This is a genomic window from Kineosporia sp. NBRC 101731, assembly GCF_030269305.1.
GTDB lineage: Bacteria > Actinomycetota > Actinomycetes > Actinomycetales > Kineosporiaceae > Kineosporia.
This window is the reverse complement of record NZ_BSTC01000011.1, coordinates 86233-111388: the sequence shown is the minus strand read 5'-3', so window position 1 is coordinate 111388 and position 25156 is coordinate 86233. Positions and strand designations below refer to the sequence as shown.

Sequence of the window (25156 nt, the reverse complement as noted above, 5' to 3'; positions counted from 1 at the left end):
ATCTTCCGGAAGGCCGGCATGACAGACCCGATCCTCCCGCCCCTGGAACTGCACGCCGGTGAGCCGGCCTACGGACCGCGGCGCTGGTGGGGCGGCCCGCTCGACGTGGAAGGGCTCGCCCTGGCCTCGACCGGGCTGGCCTGCGCGGCGGTCGACGACCTGCTGAACAACCCCGGTGCGCTGCGCGCGTCGCCTCTCCGGGTCGCCGCCGCGTTCGATTCTCTCGGCCACCTGCGCATTGACGGACGACGTCCGCTCGGCTTCGCGTCGATGTCCGGGTTCTTCGCCACCACCGACGGCTGGGTGCGCACCCACGCGAACTATCCGCACCACGAGGCCCGGCTGCGTCAGGCGCTCGGGGCCTCCACCGCGCAGGACGTCGTGGACGCCTTGCGGCGTCTGAGTTCTGTCGAGGCGGAGCGGGTGATCGGGGAGGCCGGAGGGATCGCGGCCGCCGTCCGCACCCGCGCGCAGTGGCTGGCCTCCCCGATGGCCGCCGGATCCCCGCCGCGCGACTGGATCTCCTTCGACGTCTCACCCTCGCCCGCCGTGGCCTGGCGCCCGGGCACCGACCTGCCCCTGACCGGCATGAGAGTGCTGGACCTGACCCGGGTGGTCGCCGGCCCGGTCGCGACCCGCACCCTGGCCGCGCTCGGCGCCGACGTGCTCCGGATCGACCCGCCCCACCTGCCCGAGCTCGAGGACCAGCACGTGGACAGCGGTTTCGGCAAGCGCACGGCCCTGCTCGACCTCGTCGCATCCCCCGAAACCCGGCACGACCTCCTGGCCCGGGCCGACGTGGTGGTGCTCGGCTACCGCAACGGCGCGCTCGGCCTGTCCCCCGCCGTCCTGCACGAGCACTATCCGTCGCTGATCGTGGTGAACCTCGACGCCTGGGGCGATCGCGGTCCCTGGGCACAGCGCCGCGGTTTCGACAGCATCGTCCAGGCCGCAACGGGAATCGCCGACGTCTACCGCCTGCGCGACGGCCGCCCGGGTGCCCTGCCGGTGCAAGCCCTGGACCACGCCACCGGCTACGGCATCGTCGCGGCGGTCGTGGGCCTGACCGCCGCCCGCCTGAGGCACGGCGTGAGCGGCATCGCCCACCTGTCCCTGGTCCGGGCCGCCGATCTGTTGTTCCGCAGCCGGGCACCCCAGGTCCCGGTGCAACCCCTGACCGACCCCGACCTTCTGACCGCGCCGAGCCCTTACGGCGAAATCCGTTACGTGCCGTCCCCCTTCGATCTGTACGGCACCCCGGTAAGCTACCCCCACGCCCCGCACCACCACGGAGAAGACGCCCCCACGTATGCGCAGTAGCGCCTGCGGCCGGGACCAGCACCTCGATAGCCTGGGCAGATGCCGCGTACCGATGTTGCGACCCGTACCGTCGCCGCCCCGCCCGAGAAGGTCTTCGCGGCGTTCATCGGGCAGGCCGCCCTTCAGGCGTGGCTGCCGCCGGCCGGATCGACCGGCCGGTTCCGCCATTTCGATCTTCGCACCGGCGGCTCCTACCAGCTCGTGCTGACCTTCGAGAACGCGCCGGGCAAGACCACCGGGAACACCGACGTGGTGGACGCGCGAATCGTCGAGGTCGTGGACGGGGTACGACTGGTGCAGGCGGTGGACTTCGAGTCCGAAGACCCGGCGTTCGCCGGCACGATGCTGATGACCTGGCAGGTCTGCGCGGCCGAAGGGGGCAGCGAGGTGGAGATCCGGGCCGACGACGTACCCGACGGGATCTCCGCCGAGGACCACGCCACCGGCCTCGCCTCGTCGCTGGACCAGCTCGCCACCTACGTCGAGGCCTGAATCTCCAGCGGAAGGGGCGCTCCCTGAAGCCCTATCACCTTAGGTCTCTATGACATCGTCGTCGGTTTCGGCGACGTACTCGATGATATCGCCCGGCTGGCAGCCGAGTTCCCGGCAGATGGACTCGAGGGTGGAGAGCCGGACGGCCTTGGCCTTGCCGGTCTTGAGGATGGAGAGGTTGGCGACGGTGATACCGACACGTTCGGAGAGCTCTGTCAGAGTCATCTTGCGCTCGACCAACTCCCGGTCGAGCCGGATCACGATGGGCATCAGACCGTCAGCCTGCGCTCGGCCTCGACGACCGCACCATGGCGGAAAGCTTCGGCGAGAAGGAGTATCAGCCCACCGAGAGCAAGCTGAGTGAGATTGACCCCGGCCTCGCCCACCTTTTCCACGAAGGGGTGACCGTAGCCGAACATCGGCATGGAGTAGCCATCGTCGAAGCTCACGGCGAAGGCCACGGCCGGCTTGACCAGGTTTCCCAGGATCACCAGCCACCCGATACCTCGCACCTGCCGTACCGCGCGAGTGCTGAAGACATCTCCGGCCGCCGAGTTCGCCAGCAGCCGCCAGAGCAGGAGCAGCACGGCACTGATCACCATCAGGCCGATGGCCTTGCGGGCCACCGATGCCGCGACGAGCGGGCTCCACCCGCCCGTCGTGGCCAGGGCGATCGACCCGGTCGCATACAGGTCGGTAGGCCGGACATCCGCGTCCTGAACGTGAACCGGCCCGGACCCGCTGTCCTCGCTATTCTGATGCAGGAAGAGTCGCAGGCAGTCACTCGGTTCGCCCGAGTCATCGACGCTGGCCTTCTGGCACACCTCTTGCCAGACAGCGACCGGCATCGATACCCGGTCATGCACCGAGAACGGCCCCAGACTGGCATCTACCGGGTACGTCACCCGCCCGGTCAACGCCAGGGCGCCGGTCACCACCACGATCACCGCCGACAGGGCAGCCAGGGCGCCGAGCGCCAAGGCAGCCCAGCCGCCGATCCGGAAAGCTCTTCGGGTCATCAGGCAACGTCCTACTCATGGCAACGCGACGGTCATTCGTATTGATTTGCGATATTTCCATATCGTGAATCAATATGGCAACCGTGCAGGCCACCCTCCGCCTACGCCGAGGCCTGGGTGTCCAGCGGCAACCCGGTGTGCCGCGGGGAACTGCGCCAGGCCCAGATCGCCAGCGGCATCAACGGAACGAGACCGACCAGGTTCAGCATCTCCCCGCTGATCTGGCCGGTGTCCACCATGAGCACGGCCGGGAGCATCCAGAGAACGAAGTTGTTGCCGGCGTGCGCCAGGCTCGGCACCCAGATGCTGCCGCTGCGTTCGTAGAGCCCGGTCAGGATGGCCTGCAGCGTAAAGAAGATCGACGTCCAGCAGAGCAGTCCCAGGAACACGTTGCCGAATTCGGTGTAGCCGGTGAAGACCAGCGGGTAGCGCCAGACCGCCCAGATCAGCGAGGTCAGCAGCAGAGCCAGGAGTGGCCGACCGGTAGGCATTCTCGGGCGCAGGTAACCGGTCCAGCCGAACTCCTCGCCCCAGAACAACGGCACCAGCAGGATCGAGATCAGCATCAGGCCGAGCAGGGCCAGGGGCAGCGGGACCCCACCGAGCGACTCCTCCAGCGCCGAGGCGTCCCACTCGTACCAGCCGGCGAGCAGGGCGACCAGCACCGTTCCAGCCGCGACCACCGGCGGTCCGAGCAGGGCCAGCACGTACTGCCGCCACGATCTGCGCAGGCGCAGTTTCAGCCCGGCGAGAGAATGCCGAAGCGGCCAGGTCGCCTCCCCTCCTTCACCGCGACAGTTCCGGCGACAAGGAACCGGAAGGCCACGGAAGCATCAGCCGAGCAGCTGACGAATTGATGGCTCGCTGACCCGAACATCCATCTGGAGGACGATCCGTCCGGAAATGCCCCGGACATGCTGACTAGGCGAAGCGGTCGGCGATCTTGGTCAGCCGGGCGGTGTACGCCGGCCAGTCGTAGTCGTCGGGGACACCGCTGTTCTCCCGCCGCAAGCCGACCGCGCGGTCGTGCTGCTCGCGCATGATGTCCATGTGACCGGCGTGCCGGGCGAGGTCGACAGTCACGTGGATGATGATCCTCTGCAGCGTCACGACCTGCGCATCCGGCCGCCACCAGGACACTCGTCCCGGAGCGTCGAGGGGCAACTGGTCGATGGTCCGGTCCGCGAACACCCCCACGCGGCGGTACAGGTCGATCAGCCCTTCCTTCGTCTCGTCCTCGCGCGCATACCAGTCGGCCTGCGGGTCTTCCTCGAAGGCCGGCAGCGCGACCAGTTCCTCAGGGGTGGGGAACTCACGCTCGAAGGTCGGCCCGAAGTAGCCGGCCTCGACGTTGAGGCAGTGCTTGAACACCCCCAGCAGGTTGTTGCCGGTCGCTGTCCGGGGCAGTCGGGCCTCGCGCTCGCTCAGCCCGTCGAGCTTCCAGATGAGATTGTCCCGCGTCGCCTGCAGATAATGCTTCAGTGCGGCTTTCGGGTCGCCAAGGTCCGCCATGCCCGCCAGTCTGCCTCCTGACCGAGCCGGAGCGCGGAGCACCGCCCGCGGCCGTTCGGCGCCGACCAGTTGCGCATCGCGATGTTCGTGCCGCATCGTGCGACTCATGCTGGTCACGTATTCGTCACGGGACGAAACGCATGATTCGCCTAGCATCGAGAAGTTGGGCTTCAGCGGGAGGTCGTTCACATGATCAGCGTCTTCGACATCTTCAGCATCGGTCTGGGTCCGTCGAGCTCGCACACGGTCGGGCCGATGCGGGCGGCGGCGGAGTTCGCCGAGACCCTCGACAAGCTCGGGCGCACCGAGCTGGTCAGACGGGTCCGGGTCGACCTGTTCGGGTCGCTCGCGGCCACGGGTGAGGGGCACGGCACCCTGATCGCCTCGGCGGTCGGGCTGGAGAACGTGCGCCCGGAGTCCGTCGAACCCGACGACTACACCCGGATCGCCGCGCGCATCCGCAAGGACCGCGTCCTTCATCTGGGCGGCCGGCACGAGATCGCCTTCAGCCTGGACGACGACGTGGTGCTGCGCCCGCTCACCGTACTCCCCCGGCACCCGAACGCCCTGCGGTTCACCGCCTACGACGAGATGGGCCTGGAACTGGCCTGCGACACCTACTTCTCGGTGGGTGGCGGGTTCATCGTGCGCGAGGGCGCGGAGGAACCGGCCGGCGTGGACGGACCGCAGAAGGGCGAGCACACCCCCGACTGCTTCACCTCCGGCGACGATCTGCTGGAGCGCTGCGAGCGCCTGGACCTGAGCATCAGCGAGGTCATGCTCCGGCAGGAGCTGACGTTCAGCACCGAGGAGCAGGTCCGGCTGGGGCTCAAGCGGATCCACGAGGTGATGAACGACTGCGTGGAGCGCAGTGTGCGCGAGGAGGGGAACCTGCCCGGAGGCCTGAACGTGAGGCGTCGGGCGAAGAAGTGGCACGACGACCTGGTCACCGAAGACCCCGACCACGAACCGGGTATGGCGATCGAGTGGGTCAACCTGATCGCGCTGGCGGTGAACGAGGAGAACGCCGCCGGTGGACGCGTGGTCACGGCTCCCACCAACGGTGCCGCGGGCATCATCCCGGCGGTGCTGTACTACGCGATGACCTACATTCCGTGGATCGAGGTCGCGCCGCAGGAAGAGCGTGACCAGGCGGCGGCCGAGTTCCTGCTCACCGCCGCGGCGATCGGGCTGCTGTTCAAGGAGCGCGCGTCGATCTCGGGCGCCGAGGTGGGTTGTCAGGGTGAGGTGGGTTCGGCCTCGGCGATGGCCGCGGCCGGGCTGGCCGAGCTGCTGGGCGGCACCCCGTTGCAGGTGGAGAACGCCGCCGAGATCGCGATGGAGCACAATCTGGGCCTGACCTGCGACCCGATCGGTGGGCTGGTGCAGATCCCGTGTATCGAGCGCAACGCGATCGCGGCGGTGAAGGCCATCAATGCGGCCCGGATGGCCATGCGCGGCGACGGCCGCCACCACGTCAGCCTCGACCAGGTCATCGAGACCATGCGGCAGACCGGCGCCGACATGAGTCACAAGTACAAGGAGACGGCACTGGGCGGGCTGGCCGTCAATGTGCCTCTGTGCTGAGTTGTCGATGATGGACGCGCGCCCGCCCCCCGGGGCGGGTGTTTCAGGGAAACTTTCCGCATTCGGCCGTGGCCACGGTCCAGGCCCGGGCCTGACCGGTCAGGGTGATGCCCAGTCCGGGTCGCCCGGAAACCTGCATGCGTCCATCGGCCGTCACCCATGACTCCTCGAACAGCGGCTCGAGCCAGTCGAAGTGCTCCACCCACGGCTCCAGTGGGTAGGCCGCGGCCAGGTGCAGGTGGATCTCCATGGCGAAGTGCGGGGCCAGGTCGAGCCGGCGGTGCTCGGCGTAGACGGCGAGCTTCTGGAACTGGGTGATGCCACCGACGCGCCGGGCATCGGGCTGCACGATGTCACTGGCGCCGAGGTCGATGAGCCGCACGTGCTCGGCGACGCTCGTCAGCATCTCCCCGGTGGCGATGGGGGTGTCCAGAGCCCGGGCAAGGTGTTGTAGGTGCGCACCGAGTCACGATGGGTACCGAGCAGTTTGGCCACCGACAGGCCGGCCCGGCGAGCCTTGAGATCCCAGAGACACACGTCGATCGCCGCGATGGCCTGCGTGGCCAGACCGCTGCGGCCCACCGAGGCCCCAGCTTCGTCGACAATCGCCCGATGTCACTGGGATCTACAACCTGGTCTGGTATTACAAGATCAACAACGAGACGCGGATCAACCCGGCTTCGGACGTCAACCCGCTCGTCTCGCTGATCGCGGTGACGTTCGGGGCGTTCGTCGTCGTGCCGCCGTTCGTCAGCATCTACCGCACCGGGCAGCGGATCGCCGACGCCCAGAAAGCCGCGGGCCTGCCGCCCACCTGCAACGGGGTCCTGGGACTGCTGCTGATCTTCGTCTTCGGCACCTTCCCGCTGTACTACCAGTCCGAGATGAACAAGGTCGCCTCGCGCTGACCTCCCGCCGGATCACTCCTTCCTGATGAGGTGGGCCAAGTGCGGTTGTCCGGGTCAAATAGCTGGCGGCCGGGCAGGATCGCCCGGTCGACACCGGATAGAGCCAGCACCTCGACCATGCCTTACCGGGGAGGAACTGTCCGCAGATCGCAACGGGCGATGTGCCCACTCGTGGCCGAAGACGGAATGACTTCTCCTGCCGTGTCCAGAAAGACACATCGCTGCACCCTCTTGTCCTTCTCATCGTGCTTGTTATGGCGTCTGGCCACGCGACGCTCCAGGACCTCCGCCGGTACAGACGACTCGGGGCCCCCGGCGGCGGTGAACTCCTCGCTCCAAATCACCGGGCATCGGTAGAGGGCGATCGTGCAAATGACCTGCATTGGAGACATGCCCCGGCTGACGGCCGTCTTCGCGCAGGTCCAGTCCGAGTACTCTGGCGGAAGTTCGGAGATCACGTCTTCGGGCCGCATGGGCCGCTGAATCGGCGTGGACAGTCGCCCTCTTGAGTTGCTAGCTCACCGATCGACCCGGGGCCACCGTTATCCAGTACTGGGGAAGTTCCGTGCGGCCACAGCGCACAGAACTTCCCCGATCCGGCCGGCCTTCGAGAGCGACCATAGCCTCGGCAACCTGTGCCAAGGCGCTGGTCGGCGGTGCTGCGATCTGCCCCTCGACCAATTCAGGAACCCTGGCCAGGTGCAGCTACAGACTGCGTTCCATCTCGATCTCCCGCCACGGCCTCATCGGGATGCCCTCACCGGCGTTCAGCGCTGCGGCCGTATGAAGCTACACCGGTGGTTCGGGGTCGTACTGGATCCCCCGCCGCACGTCGCGGGCCCGGTCGGGGAAGCTCAGCCGGGAGACCAGGTGCAGGGCCATGTCGATGCCCGCCGACACTCCCGCACTGGTGACGACGGTGACGTCGTCCACGAACCGGGCCTTCTCGTCCACCCGGACGGTCGGGTCGAGTTCGGTGAGCAGGTCGAGCGAGCCCCAGTGGGTGGTGGCCGGGCGGTTGGTCAGCAGGCCGGCCGCGGCGTAGACCAGCGACCCGGTGCAGACGCTGGTCATCAGCTCGGCGCGGGCAGCCTGTTCGCGGACCCAGTCCAGGTGGCGGGCCTGGCGCAGGAGCCGGCGGGTGCCCTGGCCGCCCGGATGCAGCACCACGTCGAGTGCGGGGGCGGAGGCGAAGGAGTGGTCGGGGGTGATCCGCATGCCCTTGGCGCAGGTCACGACCTCACCGTCGGGCGAGAGGGTGAGCACCCGGTAGCCGTCATCGGGATGGTTCAGCGTCCAGGACGCCAGCACTTCCCACGGGCCGACGGCGTCCAGCTCCTCGACCCCGTCGAACAGCACGATCCCGATGGTCTTCGACTCGGTCATCCGGCGACTCCCCACACGGTCCAGCACCTCGAACGAGATGCCATTGTGTCGTCTGATGCCCGGGTAGCCCAGGTGTCAGGCGAGTTTGTCACTCACGCCGAGCCTGCGGTGCTCGCTGTGATAGATCGCCTCGTCGAGCAACTGGGCCACGTGCTGGTCGTACAGGCTGTAGACGATGCTGCGGCCCGACCGGGTCCCGACCACGAGATCGAGGTTGCGCAGCAGCCGTAGCTGGTGCGACACCGCGGACTGTTCCATGCCCACGGCCTCGGCCAGCTCACTCACGGCCCGGGGACCCTGGCGCAGCTCGGTGAGGATCAGCAGGCGACTCGGGGTGGCCAGGGCCTGCAGGGTGGTGGCGACGTGAGCCGCGGTCTCCGCGTCCAGACGGACCGGAGGCCGGTCGCGTCCCTGCACTCCGTGTCCCACAGGCGCGACTTTACCGTGCCGTCACTGACCAGGGCCGAAAGTCCCCGCCCACCCGGCACCGCAGACATCGGCTCATATGAATATCTCTTCACATGTTCTGATAGCTTCGGCCTTCCGCCGTTCCTCCCGGAAGGGGCTCCCATGCCGCCCACGGCCGTCGCCGAACACCCGGCCCCGTCCACCCCGGCACCCGGCGCCCGATCCACCCGCTGGCTCGCCCTCCCCGAGATGCGATGGGCAGCAGCCTCACTCGGCCTGTTCCTGCTGGGCCTGCTCACCCAGGTCGCCGCGACCCCACCGGCCCTGACCGAGACCCTCTACCTGGGCTGCTACGCCGCCGGCGGCTGGGAGCCCGCACTCGCCGGCCTGAGAGCGCTGCGGGAGAAGACCCTCGACGTGGACCTGCTCATGGTGGTCGCGGCGATCGGCGCCGCCGCGATCGGGCAGGTGCTCGACGGCGCCCTCCTCATCGTCATCTTCGCCACCTCCGGTGCGCTGGAGGCCTTCGCGACCGCCCGCACCGAAGACTCGGTACGCGGGCTCCTCGAGCTGGCGCCCGAGACCGCCGTACGGGTGACCGCCCGCGGCGAGCAGACCGTTCCCACCACCGACCTGGCCGTCGACGACGAGGTGATCGTCCGCCCCGGGGAACGGATCGGGGCCGACGGCCAGGTCGTCTCCGGCGTCAGCGACGTCGACCAGGCCACGATCACCGGGGAACCCCTGCCCGCCGGGAAGCAGCCCGGCGACGAGGTGTTCGCGGGCACGCTGAACGGCACCGGGATGCTGCGCGTGCGGGTCACCAGGCCCGCCCAGGACTCGGTGGTGGCCCGCATCGCCGGACTCGTGCGGGAGGCCGCCAACACCCGGGCCACCACCCAGCTGTTCGTGGAGAAGGTCGAGCAGCGCTACTCGATCGGCATGGTCGCCGCCACCGTGCTCCTGCTCACCGTGCCCCTCATCCTCGGTGAGGCCCCGAAAGACGCTCTGCTGCGCGCCATGACGTTCATGATCGTCGCCTCCCCGTGCGCGATCGTGCTCTCCAGCATGCCCCCGCTGCTCGCGGCGATCGCAAACGCCGGGCGCCACGGCGTGCTGATCAAGTCGGCCGTGGTGATGGAACGACTCGCCACCACCACCCAGGTCGCGTTCGACAAGACCGGCACCCTCACCCACGGCGCCCCGGTGATCGCCGGCGTCCACCCGTTCGGCACCTGGTCCACGAGCGAGATCCTGCGCCTGGCCGCCGCCGTCGAGCACGGCAGCGAGCATCCGATCGCCCGGGCCGTGGGGCGGGAAGCCAGGGAGCAGATGATGGACGTCCCTCCCGCACAAGACTTCTCGGCCCACCCCGGGGTGGGGGTGGAGGGAACCGTGGAGGGCCACCACCTCGTCATCAGTTCACCCCGAGGACAGCACCTCCCCCTCGTCACCGAACTCCAGAACCGCGGCGAGACCGTCGTCCTCGTGCACATCGACGGTGACCTCGCCGCCGTCGCCGGGTTCACCGACCGACTGCGCCCGGACGCACCCCGAACGATCGCCGCCGCGACCACCCTCACCAGCCGGCCGCCCCTGCTCCTGACCGGCGACAACCCGGCCGCCGCCGCTCACGTCGCCCGGCAGACCGGCCTGCGGGACGTGCGGGCCGGCCTTCTCCCCCACCAGAAGCTCGACACGATCCGGCAACTGCAGGCCGAGGGCGAACACCTGACCTTCGTCGGCGACGGCATCAACGACGCCCCCGCACTCGCGGCGGCCCATGTCGGCATCGCCCTGGGCACCGCCGGGGCGGACCTCACGCTGGACACTGCCGATGCGGTGGTGGTGCGCGACGACCTGACCGCCGTACCGGCGGTGATCGCCCTGTCGCGCAAGGCCCGGCGGGTGATGATCGCGAACCTGACGATCGCGGCCACTTTCATCACCGCGCTCGTGCTCTGGGACCTGCTGGGCGACCTGCCCCTTCCGCTGGGCGTGGCCGGGCACGAGGGATCGACCGTGATCGTCGGGCTGAACGGGCTCCGCCTGCTGCGCGAGAAGCACTGGCGAGTTTGACCCTTGGCGTGCATGAAGACGTGAGTCCACAGCGATGGGCAGGCACGCCTGAATCGCCCGGCCATCGACAGGAGCATTGTGGTCACGCCGGAGGCAACAGGGCAGACGGCGGGCGGCGCAGCACGAGGGTGAGGAATCCGAACGTGTCGCGGTAGTCGCGCAGCCATTCCTCCAGGTGTCCCTGCGCCACCGCGAGGGCATCGGCGGCGTCCGGGGAACCGGGCGGCTGGTCCAGCGCCCAGCCGGCCAGCGACCCGGTCCAGGCCCATTCGTAGGCGTCGAGTTCGGCGCGGGTGCTGATGTGCCCGTGCGCCGGCGTCCAGCCCGCGCCCGTCACCACGGCCATGCTCCCGGCCAGGTCCAGCAGTGGCCCGAGCATCTCCACGGCCTCCGGCGAGGGCGGCGCGGCCCAGAAACCGTCACCGATCACGAGCCGTCCGCCGGGCGCCAGGTGTTCGGCCGCCACCTCCAGGGTCGGGGCCAGTCCCCCGAAGACGTGGCTGACCCCCACGGCGAACACGACGTCGTAAGACCCCCCGGAGGCGAGCTGACCGGCGTCCTCACGCTCGAGAACCAGCCGCTCCGCCACCCCGCGCCGCTGCGCCTGCGCCGTGGCGTGCGCGAGTGCGGGTTCCGAGACGTCGACGCCGACGGCGCTCGCGGACCCGGACCGCTCCAGGGCCCGCAGGATCCATTCCCCGCCGCCACAGCCCAGATCCAGCAGATGCAGCTCCTCTTCGGGAACCAGGGCGTGCCGTAGCACCTCGTCGACCGCCTCGTCGTTCAGCGGGGCGGCGATCGGATGGTCACGGTGGGCGAGACGGGAGACACGGTGTCGGTCCATGTCCGGATACTCCCGGGACCGGCTCCCCGGAGCCAGCGAATTACGCAGCGCCGATCCACTAGTTTGTGAGGTCCTTTCACCAGGGAGTTCACCAGGGAGGACGACGCGCGGTGAATCCGGGTACCGAAATTCTGAGGGCCCTCGAACTGGGGACGTCGACGAGGCCCCAGGCCTCGGTCGAGCTGCGTGAGTTCATCGCCGCGACCGGGCCCGGGCGGCAGGACCTGCGCTGCGCCGCCGTCGTGGCCCTGGCCTGCCTGGCCGGGACCGGCGCCACCGGGGATCTGGCCGCGCTCCTGACCGACCGCACCCGGGCGGTCCGCGAGTGCGCGGCCGACCTGCTCTACCACGTGGGCGACGGGCGGGCCTGGGACTCGGTGATGGAGTTCTTCGCCGGTGAGGTGATCGAGCGCGGGCCCCGGCGGGCCGCACTGCCGCCCGCGATGCCGATCTCCTACCTGCTGATCCACGCGCCGATCGGCTCGCGCAAGGCGGTGGAGCTGGTCGGGTTCCTGCGTCAGGAGTGGATCCGGCTCTCGGCCCTGGAGCGGCAGTGGCTGGCCGACCACGCCCCCGAGGCCATGCCCAGCTCGCTCGACGCGGGCCGCGTCACCCTGCCCTCCCGCACCCAGTTGGCCCTGGCCATCTGACGGCCATCTGACGGCTGTCTGGCGGCGGTCTGACGGCGGTCTGACGGCTAGGGGTGAACGCGTCGCGACCTGGTCCGGCGATTGCGTATCTTCTTCAGGTCACCCCGACAGCTTCCCGAGCAGAAACCCGAGCGGTTCACACATCATGACGGCGCAACTCGACGACCAGGCCGAGACCGACCCGAGCGACGGCACCGGCGACCCCGGTGCCGAGGGCATCGACCCCGCTGACCTGGACCTCTGCCTGCAGGTACTGGCCCGTGTGGAGCAGTTGCCGGCCGAGCACCCGGACTTCCTGAAGGTGCGGCTGGCCACTGCGAAGATCTTCAAGGCGGCCAAGCTGGACCGCCGCGCCCAGCGCCGGGCCACGATCAACGCCAACGACGCCGCCGTGACGGCAGCCACAGCCACCGGGGCCCCCGGCCGCATCGACGACGAGACCCAGGGTCTGCCCCTGTCCTCGGCGGCCGCCGAGGCCAACCAGGGCACGGGCGACGAGACCGGCTCGGCCGGCGAGTACATGCGCCCGCGCGGCTGCTACACCTGCAAGAAGCGCTACACCCGGGTCGACGTGTTCTACCACCAGCTGTGCCCCGACTGCGCCGCGAAGAACCGGCAGCGCCGCGACGCGCGAACCGACCTGACCGGCCGCCGCGCCCTGCTCACCGGCGGGCGGGCCAAGATCGGCATGCACATCGCGCTGCGGCTGCTGCGCGACGGCGCGCACCTGACCATCACCACGCGCTTCCCGGCCGATGCCGTGCGCCGCTTCACCTCGATGGACGACAGCCAGGACTGGATCCACCGGCTGCGCATCATCGGCATCGACCTGCGCGACCCGGCCCAGGTCAGCGCGCTGGCCGACGACGTGGCCGCGCAGGGTCCGCTGGACATCCTGATCAACAACGCCGCGCAGACGGTGCGCCGCTCCCCCGGCTCGTACGCCCCCTTGGCCGCTGCCGAGTCGGCGCCGCTGCCCGAGGGCCCGCTGCCGGAGATGCTGACGATCGGCCGCACCCCGGAGGCGCACCCGGCGTCCATCGACGCGATCGCGGGCGCGGTGCACGAGGAGGGCGGCGTGAGCAACGGCCACTGGGCGCCCTCCCCCCACGCCCTGACAGCTCTCGCGCTCACGGCCGGTTCCGCGTCCCCTGCTCGCATCGCCGCCAACACCGCGATCGACGCCGGGGGCCTGGTGCCCGACCTGCACCACACCAACAGCTGGGTGCAGCCGGTGCAGGAGGTCGACCCGGTGGAGCTGCTCGAGGTGCAGCTGTGCAACAGCGTCGCGCCGTTCATCCTGATCAGCCGACTGCGCCCGGCAATGGCCGCGGCCGGTTCGCACCGCAAGTACGTGGTCAACGTGTCGGCCATGGAGGGCAAGTTCAGCCGGGGGTACAAGGGCCCGGGCCACCCGCACACGAACATGGCCAAGGCCGCGCTGAACATGCTCACGCGCACCAGCGCGCGGGAGATGTGGGAGAGCGACCGCATCCTGATGACGGCCGTCGACACCGGCTGGATCACCGACGAGCGGCCCCACCCGACCAAGATCCGGCTGGCGGACGAGGGTTTCCACGCCCCCCTGGACCTGGTCGACGGAGCGGCCCGGGTCTACGACCCGATCGTGCGGGGCGAGGCCGGCGAGGACCTGTACGGCATCTTCCTCAAGGACTACGAGCCCACCGACTGGTAGGTCAGACGACGCCGACCTGGTTGCGCCCGCCCTCCTTGGCCTTGTAGAGGCCCTGGTCGGCGCGGGCCAGCAGGGAGGCCACATCCTCGTCGTCCGCCCGCAGGTGCGCGACGCCGATGCTGATCGTGATCGGCAACGGGCCGGTGCGGGTCTCGACCGGCTTCTCGCAGATGCAGAGCCGCAGCCGCTCGGCGAGTTCCAGATCCGGGTCGTCGCCCTGCTGCAGCACGGCGAACTCCTCGCCGCCGTAGCGGCCGATCACATCGGTGGTGCGCACCTGGGCAGCCAGGCGGCGGGCGACCTCGGCGATCACGTCGTCACCGGTCGGGTGGCCGTGGTTGTCGTTGACCCGCTTGAAGTGGTCGATGTCCATCATCATGCCGATCAGCGGCCGGTCCTGGCGCTGGGCCGCCTCCAGGTCGCGGGCTGCGATCTCGAAGAACCGGCGCCGGTTGGCCAGCTGGGTCAGCTCGTCCACCACGGCCAGTTCCTGCACCCGCTCGAACAAGGCGGCCCGGTCGTAGGCGGTCATGCCCTGCGCCACCAGGGCGGCGGCCAGGTCGACCGACGCCGACAGCGGGCTCTCGGCGTCCTGCGCCCCGAGCACGAGCAGACCCAGGTCGACGTCGGTGGCCCGCAACGGCAGGGCCACCCACGAGGAGAGGCCCGGCAGCCGGTCGGGCAGGGGTGCCGGGGCGTTGCTCGCATCCCCCGAGACCGGTGTCAGCACACCGGAGATCGCCGACGCGCTGCCGTCGTCGGTGAACGCCGTCATCAAGGGCAGTCGCACGTCCGGAGTGAGGACGATGCCGGTGCGGTTCCCGACCCCGGAACGCCCCGGGCGCACCACGAACGCGGTGTCGGCGCCGAGCACCCCACCGCCCCGGCCGGCCGACAGCAGGAGCTGGTTGAGCACACCCATCGGCTCGACCGGCTCGGCCATCCGCTCCTGCGCCTGCTGCAGCGCCTTCGCCAGCTCGGCCGACCGCTCGGCCGTCTGCGCCTTGATCGCCAGCTGGGCGGCGCGGGCCGTCTCCAGGGACGAGGCCACGAAACTGGTCAGGGCGCCCAGGATGACGGTGTCGTGGTGGGTGAAGATGCCCTTGGCCACCTGACTGTCGAGGTAGACCACGCCCCGCATCCGGCCGTCGAGCATCATCGGGGCCACCAGGATCGACCGCAGACCGTGCAGCACCACGCTCTGCGCCCCGAGCGCGGCCCCCTCCTCCGTCCCGGCCAGTACCTTCGCCTCGCCCGTGCGCCAGACCATCTCGACCACGCTCGTGCTGTAACCGGTCAGCCTCTCCAGGTCCTCCCCGGCGGCCGACCGGCCCAGGTGCTGGGTCAGCGTGCCGGTGTCGGAATCGACCAGGAACAGGAACGCGCGGTCGGCGGCGAGGATGCGGATGGTCTCGTCCAGGGCGATACGGGCCAGCACGCGAGGGTCCAGCACCCTGGCCGCAGCCGCGCTGACCTCCTGCAGAGCCTCCAGGCGCTCGCGTTCGTGGCTGCCGGAGTAGGTGTTGTCGTGGCTGCCACCGGTGCGCAGGACCCGGTCCTCCACGGGAAGGGAGAACTCGCGGACCACGGACGCGGCCCGCTGGGGCCAGCCCTCCGCGACCGCCACCGTGTAGGCCGTACGGGCGCGGCGATGGCTCTCCTTCGGATTCAGCGAGTGCAGGGCCCGCGCCGCGATCCGGGCCACCTCGAAGGCCACGGTCGGCAGGTCGTCCTCGACCGCGACGTCCAGGCCGGCCAGCACGTCCAGGGCCTTGCGGGGCTGGTCCTGCAGCATTAGCAGGTCGGCCCGCGCCACGGCCCAGAAGGCCTTGAGTTCCTCGGTGTTCGCCGCCCGGCCGAGCGTCTCGACCGCCTGGTGCGCCTGGCTCATCCGCAGCGTCTGCTGTTTCATCGCCTCGGGTGTGGTGGGGTGCGCGCAGGCCCGGGCCTGGGCCAGGCGGGCCGAGGCGAGCAGCCAGAAGATCGGCCGCTGCGCGCGCCAGACCAGGCTCGGGGACAGCCGCAGCGCCTCGATATCGCTGACCAGGTGATCGACCGACTCGTCGGTGCCGTCGTCCTCCAGCTGCACGAACAGACCGGCCATCAGCCGGATGAAGTTCAGCTGCCGGGCGCCGATCTCGTCCGCCACCCGGTTCAGGCGGGACATCTCGGTCTCGGCCTCCACCGACCGGCCCAGCAGGGCGGCCGTCATCGCCGGGGCGATGACGAACGAGGTGATCTCCTCGCCCCGGTCGCTGAGCCGCATCCGGCCCTGGGCCAGCCAGTGCTGCGCGTCCTCGGTACGCCCCGCGAAGCAGGCGTTGAGGTTGAAGGTGCTGATCGAGTCGATCAGCGGCACGAAGTCCAGCCAGGAGCTGAAATCGTCGAACTGGCGGGGCCACTCGCGCCCCTCGGGGCGGTTGCCCGCCCAGGAACCCCCGAGGCGGAACGAGCGCAGCATCGAGCGGGTCTGCGGGGTGTGCGCCGAGGGGTCACCGTCGCAGCGACGGTAACAGCGCTCCGCGGCCCGGTTCAGGCCCACGGCCGCGCACAGCACGCCGACATTGGCCTGGGCCGCCACGAACCGGCGGCCGTGGCCGAGCTTCGCCGCCCAGTACAGCGCGCGCAGGTTGTGGGCGATGAACTCGGGTACCCGCATCCCCAGGTTCGCGCCGACGATCGCGGCCTCGTGCAGCCCCGCCATCGTCAGCGCGCGGCGCCGGGCCTCGCCGCTGACATCGCCGAGCACCGGGCGCAGACGCCGCCGTACGACCGAGGCCAGGGCCATCGCCACTGAGCTGAAGATCAACCAGAAAGTGCTGCGCGGCAGAGTTTTTCCGGCTGCAGCGAAGCCCTTGGCGATGGCGTCGCGCAGTTCCTCGCTGCGGTAGCCGGCCCGGTGCACCTCGGCCAGCAGGGTGTGGATGGCGGCCTGGGCCAGCGGGTCCTTCTCGACCGCCAGGGCCTGTTCCAGCCGGCGCCGGGAGGCACTGAACTGCCCGGCCTGTTTCAGGGCCCGGCCCAGCAGCACGAGCACCGCGCTGGAACCGTTCTCGCGCCGGCGGGCCAGATGGGCGGCGTGCTCGAGGAACATGACGGCGTCCTCGGCCGCGGACTCCTCCAGCGCGAGCTTGCCCGCCTCCAGGCAGGAGGCGTAGACCTTGTCGGCCGAGGCCGTGGAACCGGCCTTCAGGTAGTGCCGGGCCACCGCGAAGGTGTGGGCGACGGCCTGGGTGAACGAGGCGGAGCGGCGGGTGGCCAGCACGTCGGCGATGCGCAGGTGCAGTTGCTCCAGCTGGGCGGGGGTCAGCTCGGCGAGCACCGCCTCGGCGATACGGCCGTGCAGGAACCGGAACGTGCCCCCTTCGGCCGGCTCGACCAGTCGCTGTCGGGCGGCCTCGGTGAACACGCCCAGCACACTGGCCGTGCTGCGCCGCTCGACGGCCGCGACCACGTCGACCCGCACCTCGGCCCCCATGGCGGCGGCCACCACCAACAGGTCGCGGGCGTGCGGGGCGAGGTTCTGCACACGGTTGACCAGCAGGCCCATCGCATCCTGGGGCAGGTCCAGGGCGTCGAGGCGGTCCAGGTCGAGCTGCCACGTGCCCCAGTCCGGCCACAGCAGGCCGGCGTCCAGCACCGCCCACAGGTACTCCTGGGCGATGAACGGGTTGCCGTTGCTGCGGGTGGTGAGGGCGGCCAGATCCGCGTCGGGCAGGCGCTGGCCGGGGATCAGCGAGCGGATCTGGGAGCCGACGGCCGACTCGTCCAGCGGCGCCAGCCGCAGGTCGATGTCGAGCACCCGGGTCGCCTGGGCCACGTAGGCGGTCAGGTCGGCGTTGCCGAGCACCCGCTCCAGCTCACCGTCGCGGCCGGTGCCCAGGTAGAGCATCGGCACGTCGCGGACCTGCTCGGCGAGATGCCCGATCACCTGACGGACGGACGCGTCGGCGGCGGTCACGTCGTCGAGGATCAGCAGCAGCCCGCCGGAGGTGCGGGCCAGGTCGAGCAGTGCCGCCGCGATCGCCGCCCCGAACTGCTCGTCGTTCTGCTGTTCGACCAGGGCGTCGGCCCGGAGCTCGCCGGCTCCCTCGGCCGGTCCCCCGTCCGGGGGCAGCTGCCCGGTGAGGGCCGCGATCTCGCGCGGCGAGTGCAGCGTCTCCTCGGCCGAGGCCGAGGAGAGAGCCGCATCCGGGGCAGCCTCCCCGCCCGGCCGCACCACGGCGTCGAGCCCGGGCGCGATCCGGGCCAGCATCACCGGCGACCAGCTCCCGAACGCCGCACGCAGCCGGTCCGCCCACGCCGAGCGCTCGCCCCGGGGCAGGCGGGCGATCTGCTGCAGATGATGGACGAAGACCTCGCGGAACGCCGCGAAGGGCAGCGCCTCGTCGGGCAGCACCCGGGCCCGCAGCACCAGGCCGCCGGTCTCCTCGACCAGGTCGCCGAACTCGTGCACCAGCCGGGTCTTGCCCAGCCCGTTGTCGCTGCGCACGAAGGCGAACCCGCCGCGGCCGGCGCGTACCCGCGTCCACTGCTGTCGCAGGGTGTCCAGTTCGTTCTGCCGCCCGAACATCGGCGCCCTGTCCGCCCGGGCCGCGGCGGTCTGCTTGCCGGCCACGGCCCGCAGGTCCTCAGCCAGCGCGCGACCGTCCTGGTACCGGTCGTCCGGGTCCTTGGCCAGCAGGGTGGCCACGATCAGGGCAAGTTCCGGCGGGGTGTCGGGCACCAGGCCGGTCAGGTCGGGCGCAGCCAGCGAGGCGTGCGCGCGCAGCAGTTCACCCACGTCGGCGGTGGGGAACGGCAGGACCCCGGAGAGGGCCTCGAACATGATCACGCCGAGCGAGTACAGGTCGGACCGGTTGTCCACGGGGCGCTTGAGCATGCCCGACTGCTCGGGAGCCGAGTAGGCGAGCGTGCCTACCGCGACCGGTGTCTCGCTCTCCTCGTCCTCGCCCTCGCGGGCGGTGAGGCCGAAGTCGATGAGCCGGGCCTGCCCGTCGGGCAGCACCATGACGTTCTGCGGCTTCAGGTCACGGTGCACCAGACCGCGCGCGTGCACCGCGGCCAGCGGCTCGATCACGTCCAGCACCAGCGCCACCACCCGCTCGGCGGGCAGCGCGCCGCGGGTCAGCTCGTCGGCCAGGGAGGTGCCGCGCACCAGGTCCATCACCAGGTACGGGCGGCGGTCGGCCATCCCCACCTGATGCACCTGGGGCAGACCGGGGTGGTCCACGGCGGTCAGCAGCGCGGCCTCGCGCCGCAGGCCCGCCAGCCCGTCGGGCCGGTCCAGCAGCTTCAGGGCGTACTCCTGGACGTCCCGGGCATCCTGAGCGTCGAGGGCTTCGTGGGTGTCGGGTGTCGCCCCGTCCCGGCGACGGCGCACCCGGTACACGGTGCTGCCTGCTCCCCCACCCAGCTGACCCAGTACCTCGAAATCGGGTAGGTCGACGGACACACCGACCGACGCCGTGCCCGTCCCGGGGCCCGGGGTCCCCCTCTGCTCCGGACTCACATTTCCCGTTCGGCCGGAACCGGTGGCAGCTTGACCGGGGCGGTCACCCCGACGGGCGAGCGAGGCCGATGTCGTCGCCGGGCCGGGCGCAGGACAGAATGTGACTCGGCCAACGAGGCCACCGACTCGACCCACCCCGTTGGAGCGCACCGATGACCTACCGCCCCGATCCCGCCCGTTACGACGGCAGCATGAGCTACCGCCGCACGGGTCGTTCCGGGCTCGACCTGCCGATGCTGTCCCTCGGCTTCTGGCACAACTTCGGCGACGACAAGCCGTGGAGCGTTCAGCGGGACATCGCACTGCGCGCGTTCGACCTGGGCATCACCCACTTCGACCTGGCCAACAACTACGGCCCGCCCTACGGCAGCGCCGAGATCAACGCCGGCCGGCTGTTCTCCTCCGACCTCAAGCCGTACCGCGACGAGCTGGTCATCTCGACCAAGGCCGGGTACGACATGTGGGCCGGCCCCTACGGCCAGGGCGGCGGCGGCCGTAAGTACATGCTGTCGTCGCTGGACCAGTCGCTGACGCGTCTGGGACTGGACTACGTCGACATCTTCTACTCGCACCGCTTCGACCCGACCACGCCGCTGGAGGAGACCGCGACCGCGCTCGACGCCGCGGTCCGTCAGGGCAAGGCGCTGTACGTGGGCATCTCCAGCTACACCGCCGCACAGTCGCGCGAGATCGCCGGGCTGCTGCGCGAGCTGGGCACCCCGCTGCTCATCCACCAGCCGTCCTACTCGATGCTGAACCGCTGGATCGAAGACGACGGCCTGCTCGACGCCGCGGCCGACGAGGGCTTCGGCGTGATCGCGTTCATGGCGCTGCAGCAGGGCCTGCTGACCAACCGGTACCTCAACGGCATTCCCGAGGGCTCACGCGCCACCCAGGGCAAGACCCTCGACGCGGGCGTGATCACCGAGGACCTCCAGGCGGGTCTGCGCAGCCTGGCCGCGATCGGTGAGAAGCGCGGTCAGTCACTGGCCCAGCTGGCCCTGGCCTGGGCCCTGCGTGACGAGCGGGTCACCTCGCTGGTCATCGGTGCCTCGTCGGTGCAGCAGCTGGACCAGAACGTCGAGGCGCTGGGCAACATCGCCCTGTCCGACGACGAGGTCGCCCAGATCGAGGAGATCCTCTCCGGGATCCAGTTCAAGGGCTGATCCTCAGCTCTCAGGCCCAGGCTCTCGCCGAGCGCTGCGCCCAGTACTCCTGCGAGGGCTGGGCCAGTCCGGTGAGGTCCTGGACCAGATCCAGGGCTGCCGCACCCAGATTGGCCCGCAGCTGCTGCGTCGTCACCGCCCCGGACAGCACCCGCCACGCCCACGGCTGGGCCAGCGCGGCGGCCGTCGCCACCTGGTCCACCCCCGCGCCGAGTTCCGCCGCCACCCGCCGGGCCTGGACGGCCGCCGGGTGCGGGTCGTTCTCGGCCGGGGTCAGCCGGCCGTTGGCCACGGCCTCCTTCACGATCACCGTCGCCCCCGCCTCGGCCGCCTCGGACAGGGCCGGTCCGGCCGACGGTTCCAGCACGTTCCAGGTCGCCTCGACCGACGTGAACAGCGGCTGGCCGTCCACCTCCAGTTCCAGCGCCCGGCGCACCACCTCGCCCTGGTGCGGGCCGGAGGTGGAGAAACCGACCCGGGTGCCCGCGGCCCGCAGCCGGGCCAGGGCCAGGTGCAGGGCCTGGTCGCCCAGCGCCGGGGAGTCCGGCGTCAGCGAGTGCAGGTGGTAGATCGCCAGCCGCTCGCCCAGCAGCCCGTGGCTGATCGGGTACTGCGTGCCGAACGCCTCCAGCGAGTGGTCCTTCACCTCGTGCACGTCCGCGTCCAGGCGCCAGTCGCCCACATACCGGTAGCCCCACTTGGACCCGACCACCACGTCCACCGCCTGCGGTCGCAGCGCCAGCCAGCCGGCCAGGAAGTCCTCCGCCAGACCGTAGGAACGGGCCACATCCACATATCGCACCCCGGCCGCGTAGGCGGCGTCGAGCAGGTCGTGGCTGCGGGCGCGCAGCCGCTCCACGGCCCGGTCCCCGCCCAGGTCGGCACCCCGGGCGGGCGTGATGTAGGCGGGGCGGGCCGCCGCGGCGAGCCCGATCCCGATCCGGATGGTGGGGAAGGTCATGGAAAGATCCTCGCCCATTCCGGCCACCGCGACAGCGCAGAGCACAGCGCGCGCCGGTAGCGTTCGTCCCGATGCCTGATTCCCATGCCCCCGAGCTTGTCCGTGTGGTCGTTCAGGGCCGGGTCGGCCGGATCACCCTGACCCGCCCGCAGGCGATCAACGCGCTGACCCACGCCATGATCCGCACCATCTTCGCCAGTCTGCTCCAGTGGCAGGACGACCCCGAGATCGAGTGTGTGCTGCTGGACGGCGAGGGCCCACGCGGGTTCTGCGCCGGCGGCGACATCAAGGCCGTGTCGATCTCCACCTTGATCGACGGCGGCGACTCGGCCCGGGCGCTGTGGCGCGAGGAGTACCGGATGAACGCCGTGCTGGCCGACTACGGCAAGCCGGTGGTCGCCCTGCTGAACGGCATCACCTACGGCGGTGGCGTCGGCCTGGGCTGTCACGCCGGGCCCCGGGTGGTCACCGCCGACTCCCGGCTGGCGATGCCGGAGACGATCATCGGCCTGGTCCCGGATGTGGGCGGCACCTGGCTGCTGGCCCGGGCGCCCGGTGAACTGGGCACCCACCTGGCCCTGACCGGCCTGCCGGTGGGGCCCGCTGACGCAATGCTGTGCGGGTTGGCCGACGTGCACACTCCCGCCGGTGCCCTGCCCGACCTGGCCCATGCCACCTCGTGGAAGGTCGTGCAGGACATCCTCGACACCTGGGCGACCACCCCCGAGCCCGGGCATCTGGCCACCGACCGGGAATGGATCGACCGCTGCTACAACGGTGACGACGTGGCCGCGATCATCGAGCGCCTCGAGGACGATCCGGCTCCGGCCGCGCAGGAGGCCGCCCGGGTACTGCTGACCCGCTCGCCCACCTCGCTGCAGATCACCCTGACCGCGATCCGCCGCTGCACCGACCTGCCCGACCTGCGTGCCGCCCTGGTGCAGGACTACCGGATGATGTCGCACAGCCTGGACCGCGACGACGTGCGCGAGGGCATCCGCGCGCAGGTGGTGGACAAGGACCGCAAGCCGCGCTGGAACCCCGCCCGGGTGCAGGACATCGACCCGGCCGTGGTGGCCCGGGCGTTCACCGAGGCACCCGGCGGGGACCTCACCTTCTGAGGCCTTCCCGGGCCACGGCTGCGGGCGGCCCTGGGAGCCGGGCCGACGGCCCCGGTCCATGGGCCGACAGGTTCGCGTTGTGTACACCTGGTACATCCGGTACCGGATGTACCAGGTGTACACAACGCTCCACTGCCCGTCCGTGAATCGCGGGAGCAGATTGCTGAGCCGGCAGAAACACGCCCCACCGAGCCGGCCACCCTCCCCGACCCTCGCTGACCTGGCTGACCCCGGCTGACCCCGGCTGACCCCGGCTGGCCCCGGCTGGCCCCGGCTGGCCCCGGCTGATCCGACCGGGTGACGACCGGAGCGGCTGCTCACCCGTCCAGCTCCGGGCGTCGAAAAAGTCGCGTGGGCACGGATCAGGGAACAACCCGGCACCTGGGTCCGTGGCCGTCGGCACCCGTCGTGATCATGGTGCCGGTCTTCACCGTCGTCTACGCCGTGGCGGTGCTGCTGGGGCGGCTCTCCCGGCTGCCCGGCACCTCCCTGTCCCTGGTCTGGCCGGCCGCTGCCGTCGGGTTCGTCTGGCTGTTGTGGGCCTGCTCCCGGGGCCGGGCGCCGCTGGTGGTCAGCTCGGTGGTGATGGCCGCCGTGGCCACCGCGATCAACCACCTCGCCGGCGACCTGTCCCTGCCGATCTCACTGGCGCTCGGCGTCGCCAACGTGGTCCAGGCCCTGGTCGAGACCGCCGTGCTGAGCCGGTTGCGGCCGCAGGCCTGGCGACTGAGACGCTCGGCCGACCTGGCCTTCTGGGTACTGGCCGCCCTGGCCGGGGCCGCAGCCGGCGCCCTGCTCGGCCCCGCCGCCCTGGCCACCTCGTCCCACCTCGAGTTCTGGAACCTGGCCGGGGCCTGGACGCTGCGCAACGCCACCAACACCTTCGTCTTCGCCGCGCTGGCCCTGCGGATCGCCGGCAACGGCCTGGCCGGCCTGGTCCCGCCCCGCGAGCGCGAACTCGAACTGGTGGTGGCCACCCTGCTGTTCGCCGTGGCCTACGGGGTGGTCTTCGGGCTCGCGGACGGTCTGCCGCTGTCCTATCTGGTGCTGCCGCTGTCGATGTGGTTCTCGTTGCGCTTCGACACCACGCTGGTAGCCGCGCATGTGTGGCTGGTGGCCGTCGGCGTCCTCAGTTTCACCCTGACCGGCCACGGGCCGTTCGTGGCCACCTCCCCGGCCACCCGCGTCCTGCTGGCCCAGGCGTTCGTGGCGATCGCGGCGCTGGTGGCCCTCGTGCTCGCGCTGCACCGCGACGAGCGCCAGGAACTGATCGCGCAACTGCGCCGGGCCCGGGCCACCTCCGAGGAGCAGGCGCAGGAACTGCGCGTGGCGTCCCGGCACAAGAGCGACTTCCTGGCCACGATGAGCCACGAGATCCGCACACCGCTGAACGGGGTGCTCGGCTACACCTCGCTGCTGGCCGAGAACCCGGGCTCCCCGCAGACTCCCGAGTGGATCTCGGGCGCCGACCGGGCCGGGCACGTGCTGCTCGACATCGTCAACGACAGTCTTGACGTGGCCAAGATCGAGGCCGGCGGGATCGACCTGGAACAGGTCCCGCTGGACGTGGTCGCCGTGGCCCGGGAGGCGCTGCTTCCCTCCCGCCCGCGCGCCGAACAGGCCGGGATCCAGCTGATTCTCGAGACCGCGGACGGCCTGCACCGTTACCGCACGGGTGACCCGACCCGACTGCGGCAGGTCCTCACCAACCTGATCGCCAACGCGGTGAAGTTCACCGATCAGGGGTCGGTGACGGTCACGATCGAGGACGCGGGTGACCGCGTGCGTCTGGTGGTCGCCGACACCGGGATCGGGATGGACACCGAGCAGATGAAGAACCTGTTCCGGCCCTTCGTGCAGGCCTCCTCCGACACCACCCGGCGGTACGGCGGCACCGGCCTGGGCCTGTCGATCGCGCAAGGACTCACGCTGGCGATGGGTGGGCAGCTGAGCGTCAGTTCCGACCCCGGTCAGGGCACCCGGTTCTCCCTGCTCGTCGCGCTGCCCCGGACCGCGGCACCGGTGCCGGTCGCGGCGGTGCCCCGTCCGCGCCGGTCCCCGGAGGCCACCCTGGCGGGCAAGCACGTCCTGGTGGCCGAGGACAACGAGACCAACCAGCTGATCGCCCGGGCCATGCTCACCTCCCGCGGGCTGGTGGTCGACATGGTGGACGACGGCGAGGCCGCGGTCGCGGCGGTGCTGGCCGGAACCTTCGACGCCGTCTTCATGGACGTGCACATGCCGGTGCTGGACGGGCTGGAGGCGACCCGGCGGATCCGCGCGGCCGAGTGTCCGCTGGGTCTTCGTACTCCGGTGATCGCGATGACGGCCAATGCCTTCGACGATGACCGGCACGCCTGCCTGGAGGCCGGGATGGACGACTTCCTACCCAAACCCTGGAAGGCCGGCCAGCTCTCGGAGGTCCTGGAACACCTCGCCACCGGTGACTTCCCGCAGCGGCGGGCCGAGGTCTCGGCAACCCCCGAGAAGTGAGG

19 protein-coding genes and 1 pseudogene are annotated in these 25156 nt (G+C 70.7%); 10 read left to right on the top strand and 10 right to left on the bottom strand.

The window, feature by feature from the left end:
* Positions 1 to 18 precede the first annotated feature (18 nt).
* On the top strand, positions 19 to 1320 hold the full coding sequence (locus QSK05_RS26260) for a CoA transferase (protein ID WP_285600004.1): 1302 nt from the start codon (positions 19 to 21) through the stop codon (positions 1318 to 1320).
* Between the two features lie 39 nt (positions 1321 to 1359).
* Positions 1360 to 1812 (top strand): SRPBCC domain-containing protein, encoded by a 453-nt coding sequence (locus tag QSK05_RS26255; protein WP_285600003.1) that lies wholly within the window; start codon positions 1360 to 1362, stop codon positions 1810 to 1812.
* A 39-nt stretch (positions 1813 to 1851) separates the two neighbouring features.
* On the opposite strand, the gene QSK05_RS26250 is transcribed toward QSK05_RS26255, so the two are convergent.
* The 4 genes from QSK05_RS26250 to QSK05_RS26235 all read right to left on the bottom strand — a co-directional run bounded on the left by QSK05_RS26250 (position 1852) and on the right by QSK05_RS26235 (position 4343).
* A complete protein-coding gene (locus QSK05_RS26250) occupies positions 1852 to 2082 on the bottom strand; it encodes a helix-turn-helix domain-containing protein (protein WP_285600002.1) in 231 nt (76 codons plus the stop codon).
* A complete protein-coding gene (locus tag QSK05_RS26245) occupies positions 2082 to 2831 on the bottom strand; it encodes a DUF2975 domain-containing protein (protein WP_285600001.1) in 750 nt (249 codons plus the stop codon). Before QSK05_RS26245 ends, QSK05_RS26250 begins: the two co-directional genes overlap by 1 nt.
* A gap of 101 nt (positions 2832 to 2932) precedes the next feature.
* Positions 2933 to 3538, bottom strand: coding sequence for a CPBP family glutamic-type intramembrane protease (locus QSK05_RS26240; RefSeq protein ID WP_285600000.1), 606 nt, complete (start codon positions 3536 to 3538; stop codon positions 2933 to 2935).
* A 214-nt stretch (positions 3539 to 3752) separates the two neighbouring features.
* Positions 3753 to 4343 (bottom strand): DinB family protein, encoded by a 591-nt coding sequence (locus tag QSK05_RS26235; protein WP_285599999.1) that lies wholly within the window; start codon positions 4341 to 4343, stop codon positions 3753 to 3755.
* 189 nt (positions 4344 to 4532) lie between these two features.
* On the opposite strand from QSK05_RS26235, the gene QSK05_RS26230 reads away from it, so the two are divergent.
* Positions 4533 to 5930: an L-serine ammonia-lyase gene (locus tag QSK05_RS26230; protein WP_285599998.1), complete on the top strand. Its 1398-nt coding sequence runs from the start codon at positions 4533 to 4535 to the stop codon at positions 5928 to 5930.
* 43 nt (positions 5931 to 5973) lie between these two features.
* Here the strand turns inward: QSK05_RS26230 and QSK05_RS36465 are convergent.
* Positions 5974 to 6556, bottom strand: a pseudogene (locus QSK05_RS36465) (enolase C-terminal domain-like protein); the annotation flags it as partial.
* On the opposite strand from QSK05_RS36465, the gene QSK05_RS26215 reads away from it, so the two are divergent.
* Complete coding sequence (locus tag QSK05_RS26215) at positions 6554 to 6838, top strand: DUF4234 domain-containing protein (RefSeq protein WP_352302757.1); 285 nt, start codon at positions 6554 to 6556, stop codon at positions 6836 to 6838. The pseudogene QSK05_RS36465 and the gene QSK05_RS26215 sit on opposite strands and share 3 nt — an antisense overlap.
* Before the next feature lie 789 nt (positions 6839 to 7627).
* Here QSK05_RS26215 and QSK05_RS26210 read toward each other — a convergent pair.
* Both QSK05_RS26210 and QSK05_RS26205 read right to left on the bottom strand, forming a co-directional pair.
* Positions 7628 to 8224: a DJ-1/PfpI family protein gene (locus QSK05_RS26210; protein ID WP_285599995.1), complete on the bottom strand. Its 597-nt coding sequence runs from the start codon at positions 8222 to 8224 to the stop codon at positions 7628 to 7630.
* A gap of 75 nt (positions 8225 to 8299) precedes the next feature.
* On the bottom strand, positions 8300 to 8653 hold the full coding sequence (locus tag QSK05_RS26205) for an ArsR/SmtB family transcription factor (protein ID WP_285599994.1): 354 nt from the start codon (positions 8651 to 8653) through the stop codon (positions 8300 to 8302).
* A gap of 141 nt (positions 8654 to 8794) precedes the next feature.
* Here QSK05_RS26205 and QSK05_RS26200 point away from each other — a divergent pair, with 141 nt between their 5' ends.
* Positions 8795 to 10711 (top strand): heavy metal translocating P-type ATPase, encoded by a 1917-nt coding sequence (locus QSK05_RS26200; protein ID WP_285599993.1) that lies wholly within the window; start codon positions 8795 to 8797, stop codon positions 10709 to 10711.
* A gap of 82 nt (positions 10712 to 10793) precedes the next feature.
* Here the strand turns inward: QSK05_RS26200 and QSK05_RS26195 are convergent, their stop codons facing one another.
* Positions 10794 to 11555, bottom strand: a complete 762-nt coding sequence (locus QSK05_RS26195) for an SAM-dependent methyltransferase (RefSeq protein ID WP_285599992.1) — start codon at positions 11553 to 11555, stop codon at positions 10794 to 10796.
* A 110-nt stretch (positions 11556 to 11665) separates the two neighbouring features.
* Here QSK05_RS26195 and QSK05_RS26190 point away from each other — a divergent pair, with 110 nt between their 5' ends.
* Positions 11666 to 12205 (top strand): hypothetical protein, encoded by a 540-nt coding sequence (locus tag QSK05_RS26190; RefSeq protein WP_285599990.1) that lies wholly within the window; start codon positions 11666 to 11668, stop codon positions 12203 to 12205.
* Positions 12206 to 12350: 145 nt separating this feature from the next.
* The gene (locus QSK05_RS26185; RefSeq protein ID WP_285599989.1) at positions 12351 to 13901 is read left to right on the top strand and encodes an SDR family NAD(P)-dependent oxidoreductase; all 1551 of its coding nucleotides are present in this window, start codon (positions 12351 to 12353) and stop codon (positions 13899 to 13901) included.
* A 1-nt stretch (position 13902) separates the two neighbouring features.
* Here QSK05_RS26185 and QSK05_RS26180 read toward each other — a convergent pair whose 3' ends face one another.
* Positions 13903 to 19356, bottom strand: coding sequence for a diguanylate cyclase (locus QSK05_RS26180; protein WP_285599988.1), 5454 nt, complete (start codon positions 19354 to 19356; stop codon positions 13903 to 13905).
* 209 nt (positions 19357 to 19565) lie between these two features.
* On the opposite strand from QSK05_RS26180, the gene mgrA reads away from it, so the two are divergent.
* On the top strand, positions 19566 to 20579 hold the full coding sequence (gene mgrA / locus QSK05_RS26175) for an L-glyceraldehyde 3-phosphate reductase (RefSeq protein WP_285599987.1): 1014 nt from the start codon (positions 19566 to 19568) through the stop codon (positions 20577 to 20579).
* A gap of 10 nt (positions 20580 to 20589) precedes the next feature.
* Here mgrA and QSK05_RS26170 read toward each other — a convergent pair whose 3' ends face one another.
* Positions 20590 to 21540 (bottom strand): aldo/keto reductase, encoded by a 951-nt coding sequence (locus QSK05_RS26170; protein WP_285599986.1) that lies wholly within the window; start codon positions 21538 to 21540, stop codon positions 20590 to 20592.
* A 71-nt stretch (positions 21541 to 21611) separates the two neighbouring features.
* Between QSK05_RS26170 and QSK05_RS26165 the strand changes: the two genes are divergently transcribed.
* Both QSK05_RS26165 and QSK05_RS26160 read left to right on the top strand, forming a co-directional pair.
* Positions 21612 to 22661 (top strand): enoyl-CoA hydratase/isomerase family protein, encoded by a 1050-nt coding sequence (locus QSK05_RS26165; RefSeq protein WP_285599985.1) that lies wholly within the window; start codon positions 21612 to 21614, stop codon positions 22659 to 22661.
* Between the two features lie 351 nt (positions 22662 to 23012).
* On the top strand, positions 23013 to 25154 hold the full coding sequence (locus QSK05_RS26160) for a hybrid sensor histidine kinase/response regulator (RefSeq protein ID WP_285599984.1): 2142 nt from the start codon (positions 23013 to 23015) through the stop codon (positions 25152 to 25154).
* The last annotated feature ends 2 nt before the right edge of the window (positions 25155 to 25156 follow it).

Excerpts from the sequence above, each read along its gene's own strand:
- QSK05_RS26165 (WP_285599985.1), top strand. The coding sequence starts at position 21,612 with ATGCCTGATTCCCATGCCCCCGAGCTTGTCCGTGTGGTCGTTCAGGGC.
- QSK05_RS26210 (WP_285599995.1), bottom strand. The coding sequence starts at position 8,224 with ATGACCGAGTCGAAGACCATCGGGATCGTGCTGTTCGACGGGGTCGAG.
- QSK05_RS26245 (WP_285600001.1), bottom strand. The coding sequence starts at position 2,831 with ATGACCCGAAGAGCTTTCCGGATCGGCGGCTGGGCTGCCTTGGCGCTC.
- QSK05_RS26195 (WP_285599992.1), bottom strand. The coding sequence starts at position 11,555 with ATGGACCGACACCGTGTCTCCCGTCTCGCCCACCGTGACCATCCGATC.
- QSK05_RS26200 (WP_285599993.1), top strand. The coding sequence starts at position 8,795 with ATGCCGCCCACGGCCGTCGCCGAACACCCGGCCCCGTCCACCCCGGCA.
- mgrA (WP_285599987.1), top strand. The coding sequence starts at position 19,566 with ATGACCTACCGCCCCGATCCCGCCCGTTACGACGGCAGCATGAGCTAC.
- QSK05_RS26250 (WP_285600002.1), bottom strand. The coding sequence starts at position 2,082 with ATGCCCATCGTGATCCGGCTCGACCGGGAGTTGGTCGAGCGCAAGATG.
- QSK05_RS26260 (WP_285600004.1), top strand. The coding sequence starts at position 19 with ATGACAGACCCGATCCTCCCGCCCCTGGAACTGCACGCCGGTGAGCCG.
- QSK05_RS26230 (WP_285599998.1), top strand. The coding sequence starts at position 4,533 with ATGATCAGCGTCTTCGACATCTTCAGCATCGGTCTGGGTCCGTCGAGC.
- QSK05_RS26235 (WP_285599999.1), bottom strand. The coding sequence starts at position 4,343 with ATGGCGGACCTTGGCGACCCGAAAGCCGCACTGAAGCATTATCTGCAG.
- QSK05_RS26255 (WP_285600003.1), top strand. The coding sequence starts at position 1,360 with ATGCCGCGTACCGATGTTGCGACCCGTACCGTCGCCGCCCCGCCCGAG.
- QSK05_RS26185 (WP_285599989.1), top strand. The coding sequence starts at position 12,351 with ATGACGGCGCAACTCGACGACCAGGCCGAGACCGACCCGAGCGACGGC.
- QSK05_RS26170 (WP_285599986.1), bottom strand. The coding sequence starts at position 21,540 with ATGACCTTCCCCACCATCCGGATCGGGATCGGGCTCGCCGCGGCGGCC.